Source organism: Flavobacterium sp. HJSW_4, assembly GCF_042436695.1.
GTDB lineage: Bacteria > Bacteroidota > Bacteroidia > Flavobacteriales > Flavobacteriaceae > Flavobacterium.
Genome location: NZ_JBHNPP010000001.1, coordinates 73049 through 91917, shown reverse-complemented (window position 1 = coordinate 91917; position 18869 = coordinate 73049). Strand labels below are relative to the sequence as shown.

The following is an 18869-nucleotide window of genomic DNA, read 5'->3' as shown; positions in this document are numbered from 1 at the left end:
ATTATTCGTGAATTATCCGTGAACAAAAAACCCTAACCACTTAGTCTTAAAGTGATTAGGGTGTTAAAATGTAGCGAGGACGGGAGTTGAACCCGTGACCTCAGGGTTATGAATCCTGCGCTCTAACCAACTGAGCTACCTCGCCTGGACTGCTATCATGAATTCCTGATTGCGGGTGCAAAGATAGAAATAATATTAAAGCGTGCAAGCATAAAATGAAGAAAAAAAAATATTTTTAAAAATGCATTGTTTTTGGACATATATTCTTATATTTCGAAAAAAATTAAAGTAGCACATGGATTCAAAAATACGTTACGAAATAGAGTTTCCGATTAATTCTTCGCCACAACTATTGTATCAATATATATCAACACCGTCAGGTTTACAAGAATGGTTTGCTGACAATGTTAATTCAAGAGGTGAAATTTTTACTTTCATCTGGAATGATTCGCAGGAAAAAGCACGTTTGGCTTCAAAGAAATCTGGAGAAAAAGTAAAATTTAAATGGGTTGACGAAAGCAGTAAGGATACTGAATACTTTTTTGAACTTCATATTTTAGTTGATGAATTAACTAAAGACGTATCACTTATGGTGGTAGATTTTGCCGAGAAAGAAGAATTAGGCGAGGCTAAACAATTGTGGGAGAATCAAATCTCAGATCTAAAACATCTTATAGGATCAGTTTAGTAAAAGTCTATTTTATACCTTATATTTGCCCTGAACAAAATTCAGGGTTTTTTTATGATTAATTTTAACGGAAACATAGCGCAAGAAGATACGATATTAACTCAAAACCGCGCTTTTTTATACGGAGACGGTATCTTTGAAACAGTAAAAATTATCAACGGAAAAATCTTGTTTCTTGAGGATCATTATTTTAGACTAATGGCTTCTATGCGAGTAGTGAGAATGATGATTCCTATGGATTTTACAATGGAATATTTTGAAGAGCAAATTCTGAACTTGGTAAAAGAACAAGGAATCGCTACTTCAGCACGTGCAAGAATTACCGTTTTTAGAAATGATGGCGGTTTATATCTTCCAAAAACAAATGACATTTCATTCCTAATCAATGCAACTCCACTTGAAAGCACTTCTTATAGTATAAATTCAAGCGAATATGAAGTTGATTTGTATAAAGACTTCTATGTAACAAAACAATTGTTATCGTCTCTTAAAACGACTAATAAGATGATTAACATTACAGGAAGCATTTATGCACACGAAAACGACCTTGCCAACTGTATCTTACTGAATGACAGCAAAAATGTTGTCGAGGCGCTTCAAGGAAATATTTTCATGCTAATAGGCAAAAAGCTTATTACTCCTCCAGTTTCTGAAGGTGCTTTAAACGGAATTATGCGTAAACAAATTTTAGCTCTTTCTAAAAAAGTAGAAGGCATAGAAGTATCTGAAGAAATAATTTCGCCATTTGATCTTCAAAAAGCTGACGAATTATTTCTAACCAATGTAATCATGGGAATACAGCCGATAACTAAATATCGAAAAAAGGAGTTTACAACGAATCTGGCTCATCTATTAGTGCAGAAACTAAATGAATCCATAACTGAAAATTAATTCAGATATGGATTTTCTGGTGCGTTAGACCATATAAGATAATCACCGCCAAGCTCAATAATCTGCTCTTTCCAAAAATGAGTGGTAGATTTTCCGATAATTTTATTTTTGTAATTATTATCAGCAATAATCCAAGAGTTTCCTTGCATCTCATTCTCAAGCTGATTTTCTTCCCATCCGGTGTACCCTAAGAAAAAACGAATGTTATTTTTACTAATAGATCCGTTGTTTATTAGGTCCTTAGTGGACTCAAAATCGCCTCCCCAATAAATCCCATTTGAAATTTCCACACTGTTTGGAATTAACTCAGGAATATTGTGAATAAAATAAAGGTTGTCTTGTTCTACAGGGCCTCCGTTATATATCTTAAAGTTAGCATCAATTTCAGGTATTAAGTCATTTATGGTATATTTTAATGGCTTATTGATAATAAAACCTATTGATCCTTCCTTGTTATGGTCTGCTAATAAAATTACCGATCTGTTAAAAGATAAATCTCCAATTATTGAAGGCTCGGCAATAAGCAGGTGTCCTTTTTTTAATTTTTCTGAAATCATACGGTTACAATTTTTATTAAATTTAATCATAAAAAAATTAAAATCACAAAAAAAATCGTTAAACCGCATAAAAAAACCTTCCATATGGAAGGTTTTAATTATATTATTAGTTTAGAGAACTTTCTTACTTAGTTCACTGCACCTTCTAATTCAGCTCCAGCTTTGAATTTTACAACGTTTTTAGCTGCAATTTTGATAGTTTTTCCTGTTTGAGGGTTTCTACCATCTCTAGCAGCTCTTGAAGAAACTGACCAAGATCCGAAACCTACCAATGAAACTCTTCCACCTTTTTTCAAAGTAGTTCCTACATTACCTAAAAAAGACTCTAAAGCTAATTTCGCCGCAGCTTTTGTGATTCCTGCATCAGCAGCGATAGCATCGATTAATTCTGATTTGTTCATAATAATTAGTTATTAATTGTTGGTTAAAAAAAATTGTTAATACACAAATTTAGTAGGAAATCCGTTGCGTGCAAGTGTTTTCTTTATTTTTAGCAAAAATTGTTAATAACTTGCTTTTTTTGTTCATAAAGGGTGTTGTTTATCGATAAAAAGTAGGTACAAACCCCTGTTTTACTGACCTTAATACACTTTTGCAGCTTCCGAAAAACTTACTCCATTTAATAATTCTGAAGCAAGCATTCTCTTTTTTCCTGGAAATTGTAGACTTAATAACTGAATAAAGCCGTCTTTTATTGCAATCTTGATTTCTTTTTTAGTACTAATTAGCTTGCCAACCTCATAAGAGTGTGATTCTGAGACTAGTTTAGCTTCGTAAATTTTGATGTTCAATTCCTCATTTTGGTCTTTCAAAAAGCACCAAGAAGCAGGATACGGACTTAAACCTCGAATCAGGTTATTGATTTCTGCTCCAGATTTTGTCCAATCAATTTTACAGTTTTCTTTGTTTAATTTATAAGCTGTTTTAATATCGTCATTATCTTCTTGAATTGTTGTTGTAACATTTCCGTTTTCAATCACTTTCAAAGTGTCAATTAAAGTCGTGCTTCCTAAATGCATCAAACGATCGTGCAATTGTCCCGCAGTTTCTTCTGGCTCAATATTGATTTCAGAATTTAAAATCATTGCACCAGTGTCAATTTTATCATCAATAAAGAAAGTCGTAACTCCAGTTTTGGTTTCACCATTGATAATTGCCCAGTTGATAGGAGCAGCTCCACGATAATTTGGAAGTAATGAAGCGTGAAGATTGAAAGTTCCTAAACTTGGCATTTCCCAAACTACTTTTGGTAACATTCTAAAAGCAACTACAATTTGTAAATTGGCGTTTAAAGCTTTTAATTCTGCTAAGAAACTTTCGTCTTTTAAGTTGGTAGGCTGTAATAAAGTAAGATTGTTGGCAAGCGCATATTCTTTTACTGCCGAATATTTTATTTTTTGTCCGCGTCCTGCTGGTTTGTCTGCAGCAGTAATTACGCCAACAACTTCGTAGTTATTTTTAATAATGGTGTCCAAAATGCCAACAGCAAATTCTGGCGTTCCCATAAATATAATTCTCAATTTCTCCATTATGATTTTAAAGTGTATTTATTATTCGCTTGTATAGTGATGTGATTGTTTTCGAGTAATTCCTGAAGAACAGATAAAATATCTTTGGTGTCCATTTTTATCTGATTTTCAATTTCTCTCGAAGTCAAAGAAGCTGTTTTTAATAAAGATAAAATCTTATCTGCAATCGAATCGGCTTCGGTAATTTTTCCTTTTTGTGTAATGCAGTACGAACAGATGCCGCAATTTTCTTTGGCTTCTTCTCCAAAATAACCTAAAACCAATCTGTTTTTGCAGGTTTTGTTATCTTTTATATAATGTAAAACAGATAAAAGCTGTTCTTTTTTAACTTCATTTTGTTTTTCTAAATATTTAGAAACCCTATTTATCGTATGATCGTCTTCGCGAACTTCATTAAATAAAATAGTAGCGTCGTTGTTTTTAGACTTGTATTCAATAATTTCTTTTTCTTTCAGTTTTTCTAAAACAGCAATAATCTGCTCTTCTGATCGATTTGATTTTTTTGAAAGTAATCCTAGATTTAAATTGGCTTTTACATCGTAAATGCCTGGATAAGTTCTCAAAATTGCCAAAATGATTTCTTCATCATTCGGATTCAGACTCATGTATCGAATCACTTCTTTTGATTCAATTAAAAATTGAGCACTGATTTTTTCTGAAAATTCCTGAGACATCGTAATAATTCCTTGCTGACTCAAAAACTGTAAAGCATTGTATGTTTTAAGGGTAGGGAACTCATATTTATTGCAAAAATGATTCAATTTGAAAGAGAAAGTTTCGTCTAAACCTTCGCCATAAGCAATCTGAAAGTAGTTGCACAATTTGATGTACATCGTTTTCAGAAATTTTTTGTCTGGAAGAATATTTAAAAACTGCTGTTCGGTTTGGATAGAATCTGAATTATTATAAAGTAAAACCGAAAAAGCTTTTGCGCCATTTCGTCCCGCGCGCCCAGATTCTTGATAATAATTTTCTAAATTTTCTGGAAGCTGTGTATGAATAACCGTTTTTACATTGTCTTTGTCAATTCCCATTCCGAAAGCATTCGTAGCGACAATTACTTGCGCTTGCTCCGACATCCACAACTGCATGTTTTTGTCTTTTTCTTTAGACGAAAGTCCGCCGTGATAATATGTTGACGTAAAACCTAGCGATTGCAATTGCGAAGACATGTTTAAACAAGCCTTTCGATTTCGCACATATATTATAGAAGGTTGCGGATTCTTTTTCAGAATTTGTTCCGTTCTATATAATTTATCTTCAACTTCAAAAACCATGTACGCGATATTTTTTCGCTCAAATGATTGTTGAAAATGTCTCGGATTTTTTAATTCTAATTGCGTTCTAATATCTTCAATAACTCTCGGAGTTGCCGTTGCAGTCAAAGCCAAAAAAGGAATTTTCGGAAAATGTTTTTTCAGTTCCGAAATTTTAAGATAAGCAGGTCTAAAATCGTGACCCCATTGCGAAACACAATGCGCTTCGTCAATGGCAATTAAATTAATGGGTAAGTTTTTGATGCGCTCCAAAATCCAGTCCGATTGCAATCTTTCTGGAGACAGATATAAGAATTTATAATTTCCGTATTGGCAATTATCTAAAAGATCGATCAATTCTTCGGTATGAATTCCACCAGTAAGAGCAATCGCTTTGATATCTCTTTTCTGCAAATTCATCACCTGATCTTTCATTAAAGCAATCAAAGGCGAAATAACGAGGCAGATTCCTTCTTGCATCATCGCGGGGACTTGGAAACAAATTGATTTTCCGCCGCCCGTCGGAAGTACGGCAAAAGTATCCTGTCCTTCAAGAACAGAATCGATAATTTCTTTTTGCAACGGTCTAAAACTGTCGTGTTTCCAGTATTTTAGAAGAATATCCTGCGCTCCGAGCATCGCTTTTATTTTAAAGTTAAAAATTTAGAAAAACAGTTTCTAGTTTTGCAACTTTAAACCATGCTGCTAAATTTTGTCTAAGATATAAAGAATTCTGTTTTCAACCGTATCTTTTGGAACCTCAATCAGTTCGTAACCATATTTTTTATAGGTTTCAATAAGATGTTCCTGAATTTTAACTGCCTGCTCGAAATTTTCATAACGCTCAGAATCACTTTGGTAAATCTCTTCCCAAGGCGGTAGAATAAAAGTTTTAGAATATTTATAATCCTCGCAAGCCTGTACGAAACCTTTAGGATATTCGTCTCCAATATAATCCATATAAGCCACAACATCTGGAATTCCTCTGTCGATAAAAACAACATTATCAGGTTCTTCAAGAGCATTTTTGTATTGTTCAATACGACCTTCCAATAACATTTCGCTAAACAAAAGCGGCTGTTCTAGAAACAGCTGTTCGATGCCTTGTTCTTGCGCTTTCATGGTAACCTGTCTAGAGATTTCAGGATAGCAGCAAAAGCCACGAGCTACCAATTCGTTAATAAGAGTCGATTTTCCAGTACCAGGTCCGCCAAGCAAGACAATAATTTCTTTTTGCACTATTCTAAAAATAAAGCGCAAATTTACCTAAACTTATTTATAATTAAAAAGAATATTTATCAGAAACGAAAGATTTGATATTTTGATAAACAAAAGTTGCCTGTTTAAAGTCCCAGAGGGACGGGATATTTATAGAAAAATTGAATGATATTTTTTGTTATTGAGGAAAATTATTGCTTAACCATAGACTGAATAATAAAAGAAGTATCAGTGATATGATAGAACCATACAAAATGCCAAATCCTAAGTTTTTGATAGAATTTTTGTTTTCTGAGAGTTTTACAATTATAAATCCGATTATTATTGAAGTTGAAATCTCTAAAATAATTGCCGAAAAATTGTCCAGTAATTTAAGGGAATAAACAATAAAAAAATGTAGAATTAAAGTGATTACAAAAGCGATATGTTTCATTTTGTTTTTATTCAGGGATTGTTTTTGAATTGAGTAAAAATGTATGCAATAAAAGATAAAGCTCCATCGGAGCGACATATAAACTATTTAAATTATGCCGCTCCGATGGAGCTTTTGATTGGATTAAATTGAATTTGCTATAAATATTTTGCTCCGCTGGAGCAATTTTTGAAATGGGAAATTGTTTTTTTATGCTCTCCCTGAAATGTTTAAATTTGAGTAATTGTGTTTTGTTAAGTTGATTTTTAAATTAATATTACAATTTCCGCCGTCATTCATTCTGATTAAATCATATTTGAAAGTATCTTTAATGTAAAAATCATTACAATAACAACTTATCCAAACCTCTTTCTCTTGGTTTTTGTTTATAACGACAATACATTGTTTTATGTATTTGTCAAATTTTTCAAGTTTTGATTTGTTTTCAGAAAAACACTTTTTTAGAATTAAATCTGTTTCAACTAACTCTTTTTGTGTTAGGTCATAAGGTTTTATTGTGTTGGGTTCGTAACTATAATATGTTGGACTATGCATTTCTTGGTTGAAACTAAAAAATGCATAATCATTAAATTTTGTAAAGTCTAATCCCTTTTTTGTCTTACACAGATTTTTTTTGATTTCTATTTTTAATGCTGATTTGTCGAACTCAATAAAATTATTTTTAATTACTGCTTTTTCACTACTTCTGTTAAATTTAAAATCAAATGGTTTAAAATAAATTGTGTCATTTTTTACAAAACATGAGCCTTTAAAAATTTCTAACTTTTCGTAGTCATCTTCTTTTTTTATAATTGTGAAAATGTAAGAGCTATCGGAGAAGAATTGAAATTTTAAACTTGTATTTCCTATAAACGTGTAATTGTTTATGGCTAAGATTTTTTCAATTTTTTTCGGTTTGTTTTTTTGTTTTTCTTCATTGTGCTTACATTGAATGTTTAATCCTAAAATTATTACTGACAATATTATTTTTATTCTCATTTTCATAGGATTTTATTTTACTCACAAAATAAATACTTCCCAGAATCCTTTCCTTTTTTATTAGAAGGAATAATCAAATGTGATTGGAATTTTTTACCATTCAAAACATCATTCACAAAATCTAAAACATATTGTTGGCCTTCATGGAAAAGATAACCTGAAAATTCATGTCCGCCACCACAGAAAGTAATCAATTCAATGTCTTTATGTAAATCTTGCATTTGATTGTAAACCGCATAAGAACCAAAAAGAATCATCCAGCCAGAAGCATTTGTCGGGCAAGAACGGTGCGAACCCGCTGCGTACGGAACGGTATCGTCATTATTTCCGTGAGCCAATAACATCGGAATCGCTTTTTCTTTCGTAATCAAATTAATATCCTGAATTGCTCCTGAACCTCCAATAAATCCTTTGTATTTGAAGTTTTCAGGAAGATTGCTTTTGTATAAATTCATTAATTTATAATCCCAAAAAGAAGCGTGAAAACCAATTTCGGCTCCAGCACTAATTCCAGAAATAAAGAATTTTGAAGTGTCAAGATTGTATTTGTCCGCATTCTCAATCATGAAAGCTGTTGCTTGCCACATATCGCTTACGCCAATTTGAATTGCTTTTATTTTTTCGGTTAAAGTTCCTTTACAGCCAAAATCTTTTCCTTTCATATATAAACTGTACGAAATGCTCGCAACCGCATAACCATTTTTCGCCATGAATAAACCGAAATCTTTCTCGCTTGTACGTTCTCCACCAGAAAAACCTCCGCCAAAAGCAAATAGAATCAACGGGATTTTTTCTCCTGCTTTTTTCTTTGGCAGGTATAAATCTAAATCTAGTTTTAAAGTATCGTTTTGGAAATAGGTTAGTGTTTTGACTTCTTGTGCTTGAAGCGAGTTTAGGATAAGAACGGTAAAAAGTAAAAGGAGTTTTTTCATTGTATTTTGTTTTAATCTCGCAAAGTCGCGAGGTCGCAAAGTTTTTTTTGCCACGACCCGAGCGATAGCGAACAGGCGAAGCAATTTCACGAATTTTAGCTAATTTTTATTTTTTGATTTGCCAAGTTAATTAAAATTGGTGAAATTGAATTTTTGGGATTGAATAATTTGCGCTAATTAGTGGAATTTGTGGCAAAAAAATACCTTCATTTTTAGAGTCAAAAAATCTAAAATCTAAAATCTGAAATCTGAAATCAAAAACGTATATTTGCGTTTATTTTTAATTACGAATGGAGAACGATAAAGAAAAAAATACAGCCGAATTTTACGAAAGATTGAAATTAGAGCTTGATAACGCAAATACTTGGCCAGCAGAATACTTGTACAAATTCATTGTGCCTTCTGTAGCAGACAATGTGGAGCGTGTTGAAAAAGCTTTTGATAGAATGGGAGCGGTGATTAAAACAACAAAATCGAAAACTGGTAAGTTTACCAGCGTTTCTGTAGATGTTACCATGCACAGCTCAGATGATGTGATCAGTAAATACAAAGAAGTTTCTACAATAGAAGGTATAGTTTCATTATAAACTTATGATCGAAAAATATAAAAGAGAAGCCGCAAGCGATGTTGTCTTCAATTTAGAATACAATTCTGAAAGACAGCGTTTAATTATTCCGGAGTACGGTCGTCATTTGCAAAAACTGATTGATCAGGCTACTGCAATTGAGGATGACGAAACGCGTAACAAAGCTGCAAAATATATCATTCAGGTTATGGGAAGTTTGAATCCGCATTTGCGTGATGTGCCAGATTTTCAGCATAAACTTTGGGATCAGCTTTTTATCATGTCTGATTTCAAACTGAATGTAGAATCGCCATACCCAATTCCGTCAAGAGAAGTTTTGGAGTTAAAGCCAGACGCTTTGCAATATCCGCAGAACTTTCCAAAATACAGATTTTATGGCAACAATATCAAGTATATGATTGATGTTGCGAATAAATGGGAAGATGGCGAAATGAAAAATGCGCTGATAATGGTAATTGCCAACCACATGAAAAAATCTTTCTTGAGCTGGAACAAAGACACAGTGAAAGATGATGTGATTTTTGAGCATTTATATGAGTTATCTGGAGGCAAAATCAATTTATTACACAGCACAGAAGAGTTGTTGAATACGACAGATTTAATGCGTACAAATAAACGTATGTCGAACAAAACAGCTTCTGGTGCACAGCCGAAAACTCAGAATAACAAGAACAACAATAACAAAGGCGGTCAAAAAAAGACATTTCAAAAAAACAATAATCAGAAATAAAAAAGCTGCTAAGCTACTAAGTTGCTAAGTTGCTGAGTTTTTACTTAGAATCTTAGGATCTCAGAATCTTAGAAACTTTAAAAGAACCTAAAAACAATCTATGGGAATTTTTAAAATCGAAGGAGGAACTCCTTTAAAAGGAGAAATCACTCCGCAAGGAGCAAAGAATGAGGCATTACAAATTTTATGTGCCGTGCTTCTAACAGGAGAGAAAGTGAAAATTAATAACATTCCTGATATTATAGACATCAATAAATTAATCACTTTGTTGGGGAATTTAGGGGTGAAAATTCAACGTAACGAACCAGGTTCAATAACTTTTCAAGCTGACGAAGTTAATGTTGGATATTTAGAAACTGAAGCTTTCAAAAAAGAAGGTGGAGCGCTTCGTGGTTCTATTATGATTGTTGGTCCACTTTTGGCTCGTTTCGGAAAAGGATATATTCCAAAACCAGGGGGAGACAAAATTGGTCGTCGTAGATTAGATACACACTTTGAAGGTTTTATTAACCTTGGAGCAAAATTTAGATATAACAGAGAAGATCACTTTTATGGAGTAGAATCTCCAAAAGAAGGATTAACTGGAACAGATATGCTTTTAGACGAAGCTTCTGTAACAGGAACTGCAAACATTGTAATGGCTGCGGTTTTAGCCAAAGGAACAACTACAGTTTACAATGCTGCTTGTGAGCCATACTTGCAACAGTTATGTAAAATGTTAAACTCTATGGGAGCAAAAATCACAGGAGTTGGTTCAAACTTATTGACTATCGAAGGTGTTGAAAGCCTTGGTGGTTGCGAGCACAGAATTTTGCCAGATATGATCGAAATCGGTTCTTGGATTGGTCTTGCGGCTATGACAAAAAGCGAAATCACAATCAAAAATGTAAGCTGGGAAAATTTAGGTTTGATTCCGAATACTTTCAGAAAATTAGGTATTACAATCGAAAAACGTAACGATGATATTTATATTCCTGCTCACAAAGATGGATATGAAGTAAAAACAGATATCGACGGTTCTATCTTAACGATTGCTGATGCGCCTTGGCCAGGATTTACGCCTGACTTGTTAAGTATTGTTTTGGTTGTAGCAACTCAAGCAAAAGGAGACGTTTTAATTCACCAAAAAATGTTCGAAAGCCGTTTATTCTTCGTGGATAAACTAATCGATATGGGAGCAAAAATTATGTTATGTGATCCGCACAGAGCTGTGGTTATGGGACATAATTTCGAATCTCAATTGAAAGCAACTACAATGTCTTCTCCTGATATTCGTGCGGGAATTTCATTATTGATTGCGGCGCTTTCTGCAAAAGGAACAAGTACAATTCAAAATATTGAGCAAATCGACCGTGGATACGAGCGTATAGATGAGCGTTTAAGAGCAATCGGCGCTAAAATTGTTAGAGCATAAAAAAGTTAGCCACGAATTACACGAATTGCACTAATTTTAAATTTTGAAATTCAATTACACGAATTTATTTTAAAAAGTTGTGTAATAAAACACAAAGCTGATCTTCGTGTAATTTGTGAAATTCGTGGCGAAAAAAAATAAATGTCCGTTATATGACAAACGAACAAAAAGCTATAAAAGCTACATACTTTAGTATAGCTGGAAATACCTGCTTGGCCCTTATAAAAGGCTTAGCAGGTTTTTTTGGCAATTCTTATGCCTTGATTGCAGATGCGATTGAGTCGACTACGGATATATTTTCGTCATTTTTGGTGCTGTTTGGAATTAAATATTCAAATAAGCCAGCAGATGAAAATCATCCTTATGGTCATGGCCGTGCAGAACCTTTAATTACGTTTTTGGTTGTTGGTTTTTTAATTACTTCAGCAACAATTATTGGTTATGAAAGTATTGCCAACATTGGAACTCCGCATGATTTGCCAAAATCTTGGACACTTTATGTTTTAGGAGCAATTATAATTTGGAAAGAATATTCATTTCGTTTGGTAATGAAACGAAGCAAACAAACCAATAGTTCATCTCTTGCGGCTGATGCATGGCACCATCGAAGCGATGCGATTACTTCTGTTGCAGCATTTATCGGGATTACGATTGCGCTTGTTATGGGAAAAGGTTACGAATCTGCAGATGATTGGGCGGCGCTTTTTGCAGCGTTCTTTATTTTATATAATAGTTATAAAATTTTTAGACCTGCGCTTGGCGAAATCATGGATGAAAACTTAAACGATGATTTAGTCGAAGAAATTCGTGTTGTCGCTTTGACTGTTCCAAGAATTTTAGGAACAGAAAAATGTTTTATTCGTAAAGCAGGAATGCGTTACCACGTAGATCTTCATGCGATTGTTTCTGCTAAAATTTCAGTAAAAGAAGGACACGATTTGTCTCATAAACTTCAGGATACTTTGAAAGAACAAATTCCGCAATTAGGCAATGTTCTGATTCATATTGAACCAGATGATTATCATTGTTAAAGGTTCAAAGGAACAAAGGCTCTGAGGTGCTAAGGTTTTCTTCTTAGAGATTAATTTTTTTGTCTGGCTGAGCGTCCCCAGTCTGCGAGAGAAGCTCTCGTAAAGAAATTCAAATAAAAAAAATCCGTTTAAATTGCAGTCTGTTTTCACAGATTTTTGATTTAAACGGATTTTTGATTTTCTATTTGAAGACATAGCCTTTGGTTTCAACCAAAAGAACATTTAGAAAGAACTTTGAAACTTTGAACCTTTGCGCCTTTGTTCCTCTGAACCTTAGTCCAACGCATTTAAAATCTTCAATCCAAACACAACACCATTTTGTTGAATTCCGCTTTGGTAAGAATGAACATAATCGACTCTGAATAATTTGAATTTTCCGAAACCTAAATTGTCTAAACCAATTGTAAATTCAGAATAAGGTTTTCGATCTGGAATTGCTAAAGCATGGAATCCGATATTCATAGTTGATTTTAAAAGATTTAGCAACGGAATTTTATTCATAATATAACCAGTGTCATTATATTCCGTATGCATTTCAAAATAACTATCGTTTGTACTGTTTGAATAATAAGGCATCAAATTAAAAACATTCAAATAACGTTCGCTTGTTCCGACATGAGTTTGGTTTCCGTTGAAATGTCTGTAATCGATAAACGAAATATTCTCAGCATTAAAGAATTTTCCTCCTCTAAAATTAGTCCCTAAAAGACCTTTATTTCCAAGAGATAAATCATATTGAACAGAAGCCCCGATTCTTTCATATTCATACTTTTTTTCGCTTGCCGCGAATGCCTTTTCGAAAGCTAAATAAATCGTCGGATATTTATCATCTTTAAAATTAAATCTTCCGTCTGGCCTTGAAATATATTTATTACCAAAGTTGATTCTCGAAGTTATGAGTGCTTTAAACAAATGATGCTGGTCAAAAGCAGGCGTTGTAAAATCATTTGGAGCCAAAGGATTATTAGATGAATAAATATCATCTTTTTTAAAGAACGAATAATCGGTGGTATTAAAAAGCGGTTTTCGCTGTTCGTAGCCAATTTTTCCAGTAAGATTTACACCGTTTGCAATATCTTGTCCGTAATTGATTTCAGCAAATTCTAAGTTGTACAACTTCATATAATTGTCTTTAAAAAACAAAGAACTTATAGAGTTGATCAATTTAGAAATAGGTTCGGCGCTATTAAACTGAGCTGTTTTTGTTCCTCCAGAACCCCAAATCGTAGCGTAATTGATAGTGTTGAATCGGTGGCTGAACTCTCCAGTTACGCGAAAGCGTTCATCAGAAAATCCATAATTAAAAGTAGTGCTTATCGAAGTGCTTTTTCCTTCTTCCTCATTCCATTTCTTAAAAGAAAAGCCAGAATCCAGATTAAAACCTTGAACGGTGTTGAAACTTAAAGAAGTAATATTCAATAAACCTTTATAATCAAAAGAATATTTCTTGAAAGTATTTTTATAATCATAACCCATTAAAACATCCCAAACCTTGAATTTGTTGTTTTTCGCATCTATAGAATCAGTATACTTTTTTGATTTTCTAATGGTTTGTAAACTATCTTTTTTAGCATAATCATTGCTTTCTTCAATAGTTAACGGAATCGGGCGAATTTCATTCCAGAAAGCATCATCTTTTTTATTGGCATTGAGATCAAAAGCTACGAGTTCATTTCCAAAAGTCTTCTTTTCGAATGACTCTGGAAATTCATAATTAGAATAAACATAATTGAAGTTTCCAGAAAACTTTACACCAAAAATACCTGCGTTAAAAGAAAGTGTCTGTGCATTTTTAGACCAGATTTTATTTTTTGTATTATAGCTAAAACTCTGTTTTAGAGTCATTATTTCTGTGAATTCATTCTTCATTCTATAGCCTTTGATATCCAAATCAATGGCATAAATGGCAAAACTATCGTCTACAATATAAATGTAGCCTTCAAAAACAGGTTCTTTATCACGTTTCGGAATGACTTTAATTTTGTAAATCTGCTGATTGTTATCATCGTAAAAAGAGCTTTCCAATTTATATTTGTAATAATTGAAAGCATTGTCTGCGATAGGAGAGATGAGTTTTACATCAAAATCTAAAGCATTGTCGTAAAAGTCATAATTGGATAATGCGGCAGTGTTGTAACTGTAACCACGATTGTTTCCAGAAATTTTAGAAGCTATAATGTTTTCTTTAAACTTGTTTGGTTTTTCAAGACTAACTTTAGAAATTGTTTCAGATAAATATAAGATTCCTGTTCCCGTAGAGTCTAAATTGGATGACATGTCATCGCCCAGTACTACTTTTTTTCCTAGAATTTTTTTAGGAAGATCTTTTACTTTGAACATTCCTTTCGAATAAAAATCAGCAGTATATCTTCCGGTTTTATCTGAGTTTTCCTTTTTGTTTGCTATTGCACTTCTAATAATAGCATTTGCAGGATTGTTTTTAGGATCAATTATCACTTCATTTAGTGCAAAGCTTTCTTCTTGAAGCTGAACATCTAAAGTAACAGTTTTGTTTCCTGTAGCAACGTTTATCTTTTGAGTCTTAAAACCTAAATATTGAAAAATGATTTTGTTCTTTCCAATTTCTTTCACATTAAGCTGATATTTTCCCTGCTCATTTGAGGTCGTTCCAGCATAAGTGTTTTCTTCAAAAACGGACACATAAGGAAGCGGATTTCCCTTCTCATCTGTAATTGTTCCTTTAATTTGAGAAAAAGTAGTAATTGAAAAAACTAAAAAGGCAAATAAAATAAAGTTTCTCATGTAGTGTGGCTTATCCTACAAAAATATAATAAGTTAAATCTGAGCCTATTAATAATTTGTTAAATTCCAAAAGGCTACATAAGATCCTTTGTCAGGCTTCGCGATGTCGAAATCTTATAAAAAAGACTGGATTGCCAATTCGTAGCTTTTAAGTCCAAAACCTAAAATAACACCTTTTGCATTCCCAGATAAATAAGACTGATGTCTGAAACTTTCTCTCGCGTAAGTGTTAGAAATATGCACTTCGATAACTGGAGTTGTAACAGCTTTCATGGCATCTCCTAAACCAATAGAAGTATGTGTGTAAGCGCCTGCGTTCAAAATGATTCCATCAAAAGTAAAACCGCATTCTTGAATTTTCCCAATCAGTTCGCCTTCAATATTGCTTTGATAATATGAAAGTTCAATGTTAGGAAATTTTTGTTTCAACGTTTCAAAATAATCCTCGAAAGTTTGGCTTCCGTAAACTTCAGGTTCTCTTTTCCCTAAAAGATTCAAATTAGGTCCGTTGATAATGCAGATTTTCATAAAATAAATAGTTTTAATAGTTATGCGAATGCATTTTTAGATTTCCAAAAGGCATTTCATAGTAAGTGTAAAAATAAAAAAACCGCACTAATAAATAGAGCGGTTTTTGTAAAAGTATGTGATATTCTTTTAGAACATGTATCCAGCTGAAAGTTGGAATACAGAGTTTTTAAAATCAGCTTCTTTTGAGATTTCTGTTAAACCGATACCGTAACGAGCTTGAACAAAAAGACCTCCAACAACTTTTAATCCTAAACCTGCATTAAGAGAAAAGTCAAATGTTTTTGGATCTGCAGCATCAAATTCTTTTTTGTTACTAACAAGGAATGATGCCTGTGGACCAAGCTCTAAGCTAAGAGATTTAGTCATATAGATTTTTGCCATTACAGGAATAGCAATATATCCCATTTCGTTTTTAAATTCAGTAAAAGCATTTTTATAAGTTGCTCCTTGTGTAGAGTATAAAAGCTCTGGCTGAATTGAGAATTTTTCTAATAATTTAAGTTCTGCTACAAGACCTGCGTGGTAACTTGTAATACCTTCTTTATCAACAGAAATTCCACCAAAGTCAGAACCTCCAGTTTGGTTTGCAAAGTTAACCCCTGCTTTCACCCCGATTTGTACAAATTGTGCGTTTACTGCCGCTGATGTTGCAAGAAACATAACAGCTGCTAAAAGTATTTTCTTCATAAAAAGGTTTTTAAAAATTGGTATTTCAAATGTTATTTAATAGGTCAAAACTACATATTTGGGATTTTATTGCATTATGTTTTGGATTAAATAATTAATAAAATTCCCACTCGAATTGAATTTTGATATTTAAAAATCTTCTTTTATTCTTTTAAAATTCTGATTTTCAACGCGTCTATGCAAGTTTGTTTTTGTCCTATTTTGATACTTTTTAAACCTACTGCGCTCTTTATTTTGTAAGTCTAATCTTATTTTTGCTTTTAAATAAATTAAAATAAAATTTAGAAATTATGAAAAAAATTGTTTTAACTGCTATTGCAGTATTAGGCTTTTCATTTGCTAATGCACAAACAGGAGGATTTGCTAAAGGAGATGCTTTTATTTCTGGAGCTTTCAATGTAAGTTCAGAAAAAACAGGAGATGCAAAAAGTAATGGCTTTACAATCGAGCCAAAAGTAGGTTATTTTGTGAGTGAAAATATTGCAATTGGTGCAAAATTAGGTTTTGGATCAGACAAGCATGGAGATGACAAAGAAAATTCATTCACTGCAGGAGCTTTTGGTAGATACTATTTTACACCTGCTTCTCAATTTTCAGTTTATGGTCAAGCTGGTCTTGATTTTACAAATCACAAGTTTAAACCAGGTAATGCTAAATCAAACGAAATTGGTGCTAACATCGGTCTAGGTTTAAGCTATTTCTTGTCTAACCATTTTGCTATTGAAGCTACTTGGTTAGGTTTAGGATATGCTGTAAATAATAACGGAGGTCACGGAGCTGAAAAAACAAAATCATTTGGTTTCGGTACTGACTTAAGAGACGTAAGTTTTGGAGTTATCTACAAATTCTAATAAGACAATTAGTTAATTTTAAAAGGCCTTTCTTAAATTTTAAGGAAGGCTTTTTTATGCTCTAAATTCTAATTTTTAAATTGGCTTAATTGAAAATTAACAATTACTGTATTATTTACTATTTTATTTGTTAAATTCCTAATATTGATTTATGAAGAATATTTTTATATTTGACTTAATTAATTTAACCCAAAACAAATTAGAATGAAAAAAGTTATTTTATCTGCCATTGCAATTATGGCTTTTGCATTTACAAATGCACAGCAAACAAGGTTTGGAGTAAAAGGAGGTCTTAATATTTCAAATGTTGTTGGAGGAGATGTAGACAATAATAAAACACTAGTAGGCTTTCATGTAGGTGGTTTAGCTGAAATACATGTAGTTGAAAAGTTTTATATTCAGCCAGAGCTTTTATACTCTGCACAAGGAGCTAAATTTGATGGACCTTTTGGATCTGATGGAGATCTTAAATTAAATTATTTAAACATTCCTGTGTTAGCAAAGTATTACATCGTTGATAAAAAATTCAATGTAGAAGCTGGTCCTCAACTTGGAATTTTATTGTCAGCTAAAGGAAATGGTGAAGACGTTAAAGATTACACTAGATCGACTGATTTTGGGTTTAATTTAGGAGCGGGATATAGCTTTACTGAAAATTTCTCTGTAGGCCTTCGTTATACTATCGGTTTATCTCCAATTTCTGATAATGATATTGATAATTCAGATGATTATTATAATAGTGCAAAAAACAGCAATTTACAGCTTTCTTTAGCATATAAATTCTAATCAGAATTTTAAAAATATTTTAAAGACCTTCCCGATAACGGAAGGTTTTTTTATGCCAAAAAATTACTTACTTTGTAAATATGAATTGGAACAGATATATAAAAGATTATCAGTCATACTTGAGGATAGAAAGAGGTTTGTCTAAAAATACAATCGAAAACTATGGCTTTGATATTGAACGTTTATGTCTTTTTTTAGAAACCAATCAAATTGATGTTTCGCCAATAAAGATTTCCGAAGAGACATTGCAGCAATTTATTTATGCGGTTGCTAAAGAAGTAAATCCAAGATCTCAGGCAAGAATTATTTCTGGGCTTAAAAGTTTCTTTAATTATTTGGTTTTTGAAGATTATAGAAATGACAATCCTTTAGAATTAATAGAAGCGCCAAAAACTGGCCGTAAATTACCTGATACTTTATCGCTTCAGGAAATCGATGCTTTGATTGAAACAATTGATTTGAGTACCAATGAAGGAGAAAGAAATAGAGCTATGCTCGAAACTTTATACGGGTGCGGATTACGGGTTTCTGAATTGGTTTCACTTAAAATTTCTGATCTTTTTTTTGATGAAGGATTTATTAAAATTACAGGAAAAGGGAATAAGGAGAGATTTGTTCCGATTGGAGCATTAACCCAAAAATATATTGATATCTATAAGAATGCTGTACGCTGTAATCTCAATATAAAAAAGGGAGCTGAAGATACTTTATTCTTGAATAGAAGAGGAAATCAGTTAACTCGTGCCATGGTTTTTACTATTATTAAAGATCTTGCGCAAAAAATGGGGCTCAAAAAGAGTATAAGTCCGCATACATTACGACATTCTTTTGCAACACATCTGCTTGAAAATGGAGCTGACTTGAGATCGATTCAGTTAATGTTGGGACATGAATCTATTACCACAACAGAAATTTATGTGCATTTAGACCGCAGTTTTTTAAAAGAAGTAATGCATAGTTTTCATCCCAGAAAGTAATTTTTTACCGTATTATGCGTTTTTTATTTA

Annotated in this window: 19 protein-coding genes and 1 tRNA gene; 9 read left to right on the top strand and 11 right to left on the bottom strand. The window is 32.7% G+C overall.

Translation table 11 applies throughout. The features are described 5' to 3' along the window. Positions 1-71 precede the first annotated feature (71 nt). Positions 72-145: transfer RNA gene (locus ACE01P_RS00470), tRNA-Met, on the bottom strand. A 150-nt stretch (positions 146-295) separates the two neighbouring features. Here ACE01P_RS00470 and ACE01P_RS00465 point away from each other — a divergent pair. Further along, a complete protein-coding gene (locus ACE01P_RS00465; RefSeq protein WP_379692888.1) occupies positions 296-688 on the top strand; it encodes an START-like domain-containing protein in 393 nt (130 codons plus the stop codon). Between the two features lie 54 nt (positions 689-742). Then, the gene (locus tag ACE01P_RS00460) at positions 743-1579 is read left to right on the top strand and encodes an aminotransferase class IV (protein ID WP_379692886.1); all 837 of its coding nucleotides are present in this window, start codon (positions 743-745) and stop codon (positions 1577-1579) included. Here the strand turns inward: ACE01P_RS00460 and ACE01P_RS00455 are convergent. The 7 genes from ACE01P_RS00455 to ACE01P_RS00425 form a co-directional block, all read right to left on the bottom strand. Continuing rightward, on the bottom strand, positions 1576-2136 hold the full coding sequence (locus tag ACE01P_RS00455) for a YqgE/AlgH family protein (RefSeq protein ID WP_008464759.1): 561 nt from the start codon (positions 2134-2136) through the stop codon (positions 1576-1578). The two genes, ACE01P_RS00460 and ACE01P_RS00455, sit on opposite strands and share 4 nt — an antisense overlap. A 128-nt stretch (positions 2137-2264) precedes the next feature. Continuing rightward, a complete protein-coding gene (locus ACE01P_RS00450; protein ID WP_008464760.1) occupies positions 2265-2537 on the bottom strand; it encodes an HU family DNA-binding protein in 273 nt (90 codons plus the stop codon). A gap of 180 nt (positions 2538-2717) precedes the next feature. Next, on the bottom strand, positions 2718-3665 hold the full coding sequence (gene fmt, locus ACE01P_RS00445; RefSeq protein ID WP_379692884.1) for a methionyl-tRNA formyltransferase: 948 nt from the start codon (positions 3663-3665) through the stop codon (positions 2718-2720). After that, positions 3665-5560 carry an ATP-dependent DNA helicase RecQ gene (locus ACE01P_RS00440; protein ID WP_379692882.1) on the bottom strand — a complete coding sequence of 632 codons (1896 nt, stop codon included), beginning with the start codon at positions 5558-5560 and terminating at the stop codon, positions 3665-3667. The genes fmt and ACE01P_RS00440 overlap by 1 nt, the downstream gene beginning before the upstream one ends. Positions 5561-5626: 66 nt before the next feature. Then, positions 5627-6160 carry an AAA family ATPase gene (locus ACE01P_RS00435; RefSeq protein ID WP_379692880.1) on the bottom strand — a complete coding sequence of 178 codons (534 nt, stop codon included), beginning with the start codon at positions 6158-6160 and terminating at the stop codon, positions 5627-5629. Between the two features lie 601 nt (positions 6161-6761). Beyond that, on the bottom strand, positions 6762-7556 hold the full coding sequence (locus tag ACE01P_RS00430; protein ID WP_379692878.1) for a hypothetical protein: 795 nt from the start codon (positions 7554-7556) through the stop codon (positions 6762-6764). Positions 7557-7567: 11 nt separating this feature from the next. Then, a complete protein-coding gene (locus ACE01P_RS00425; protein ID WP_379692876.1) occupies positions 7568-8482 on the bottom strand; it encodes an alpha/beta hydrolase family protein in 915 nt (304 codons plus the stop codon). Positions 8483-8772: 290 nt separating this feature from the next. On the opposite strand from ACE01P_RS00425, the gene ACE01P_RS00420 reads away from it, so the two are divergent. The 4 genes from ACE01P_RS00420 to ACE01P_RS00405 all read left to right on the top strand — a co-directional run bounded on the left by ACE01P_RS00420 (position 8773) and on the right by ACE01P_RS00405 (position 12244). Then, on the top strand, positions 8773-9069 hold the full coding sequence (locus ACE01P_RS00420) for a DUF493 family protein (RefSeq protein ID WP_035649758.1): 297 nt from the start codon (positions 8773-8775) through the stop codon (positions 9067-9069). 4 nt (positions 9070-9073) lie between these two features. Beyond that, positions 9074-9799, top strand: a complete 726-nt coding sequence (locus tag ACE01P_RS00415) for a DUF4290 domain-containing protein (protein ID WP_379692874.1) — start codon at positions 9074-9076, stop codon at positions 9797-9799. Between the two features lie 100 nt (positions 9800-9899). Further along, positions 9900-11213, top strand: coding sequence for a UDP-N-acetylglucosamine 1-carboxyvinyltransferase (gene murA, locus ACE01P_RS00410; RefSeq protein WP_095929490.1), 1314 nt, complete (start codon positions 9900-9902; stop codon positions 11211-11213). A gap of 152 nt (positions 11214-11365) precedes the next feature. After that, positions 11366-12244: a cation diffusion facilitator family transporter gene (locus ACE01P_RS00405; RefSeq protein ID WP_379692871.1), complete on the top strand. Its 879-nt coding sequence runs from the start codon at positions 11366-11368 to the stop codon at positions 12242-12244. Positions 12245-12517: 273 nt separating this feature from the next. Here the strand turns inward: ACE01P_RS00405 and ACE01P_RS00400 are convergent, their stop codons facing one another. The 3 genes from ACE01P_RS00400 to ACE01P_RS00390 form a co-directional block, all read right to left on the bottom strand. Next, positions 12518-15007, bottom strand: coding sequence for a DUF5686 and carboxypeptidase regulatory-like domain-containing protein (locus ACE01P_RS00400; protein WP_379692869.1), 2490 nt, complete (start codon positions 15005-15007; stop codon positions 12518-12520). Positions 15008-15121: 114 nt separating this feature from the next. Continuing rightward, positions 15122-15535, bottom strand: coding sequence for a type II 3-dehydroquinate dehydratase (aroQ, locus tag ACE01P_RS00395; protein WP_198858214.1), 414 nt, complete (start codon positions 15533-15535; stop codon positions 15122-15124). 129 nt (positions 15536-15664) lie between these two features. Further along, a complete protein-coding gene (locus tag ACE01P_RS00390; protein ID WP_379692867.1) occupies positions 15665-16225 on the bottom strand; it encodes a porin family protein in 561 nt (186 codons plus the stop codon). 290 nt (positions 16226-16515) lie between these two features. Between ACE01P_RS00390 and ACE01P_RS00385 the strand changes: the two genes are divergently transcribed. The 3 genes from ACE01P_RS00385 (at position 16516) to xerD (ending at position 18839) form a co-directional block, all read left to right on the top strand. Then, the gene (locus ACE01P_RS00385; protein ID WP_379692865.1) at positions 16516-17076 is read left to right on the top strand and encodes an outer membrane beta-barrel protein; all 561 of its coding nucleotides are present in this window, start codon (positions 16516-16518) and stop codon (positions 17074-17076) included. Between the two features lie 204 nt (positions 17077-17280). After that, the gene (locus ACE01P_RS00380) at positions 17281-17862 is read left to right on the top strand and encodes a porin family protein (RefSeq protein WP_379692863.1); all 582 of its coding nucleotides are present in this window, start codon (positions 17281-17283) and stop codon (positions 17860-17862) included. An 80-nt stretch (positions 17863-17942) separates the two neighbouring features. Then, positions 17943-18839 (top strand): site-specific tyrosine recombinase XerD, encoded by an 897-nt coding sequence (gene xerD, locus ACE01P_RS00375; RefSeq protein WP_379692861.1) that lies wholly within the window; start codon positions 17943-17945, stop codon positions 18837-18839. The last annotated feature ends 30 nt before the right edge of the window (positions 18840-18869 follow it).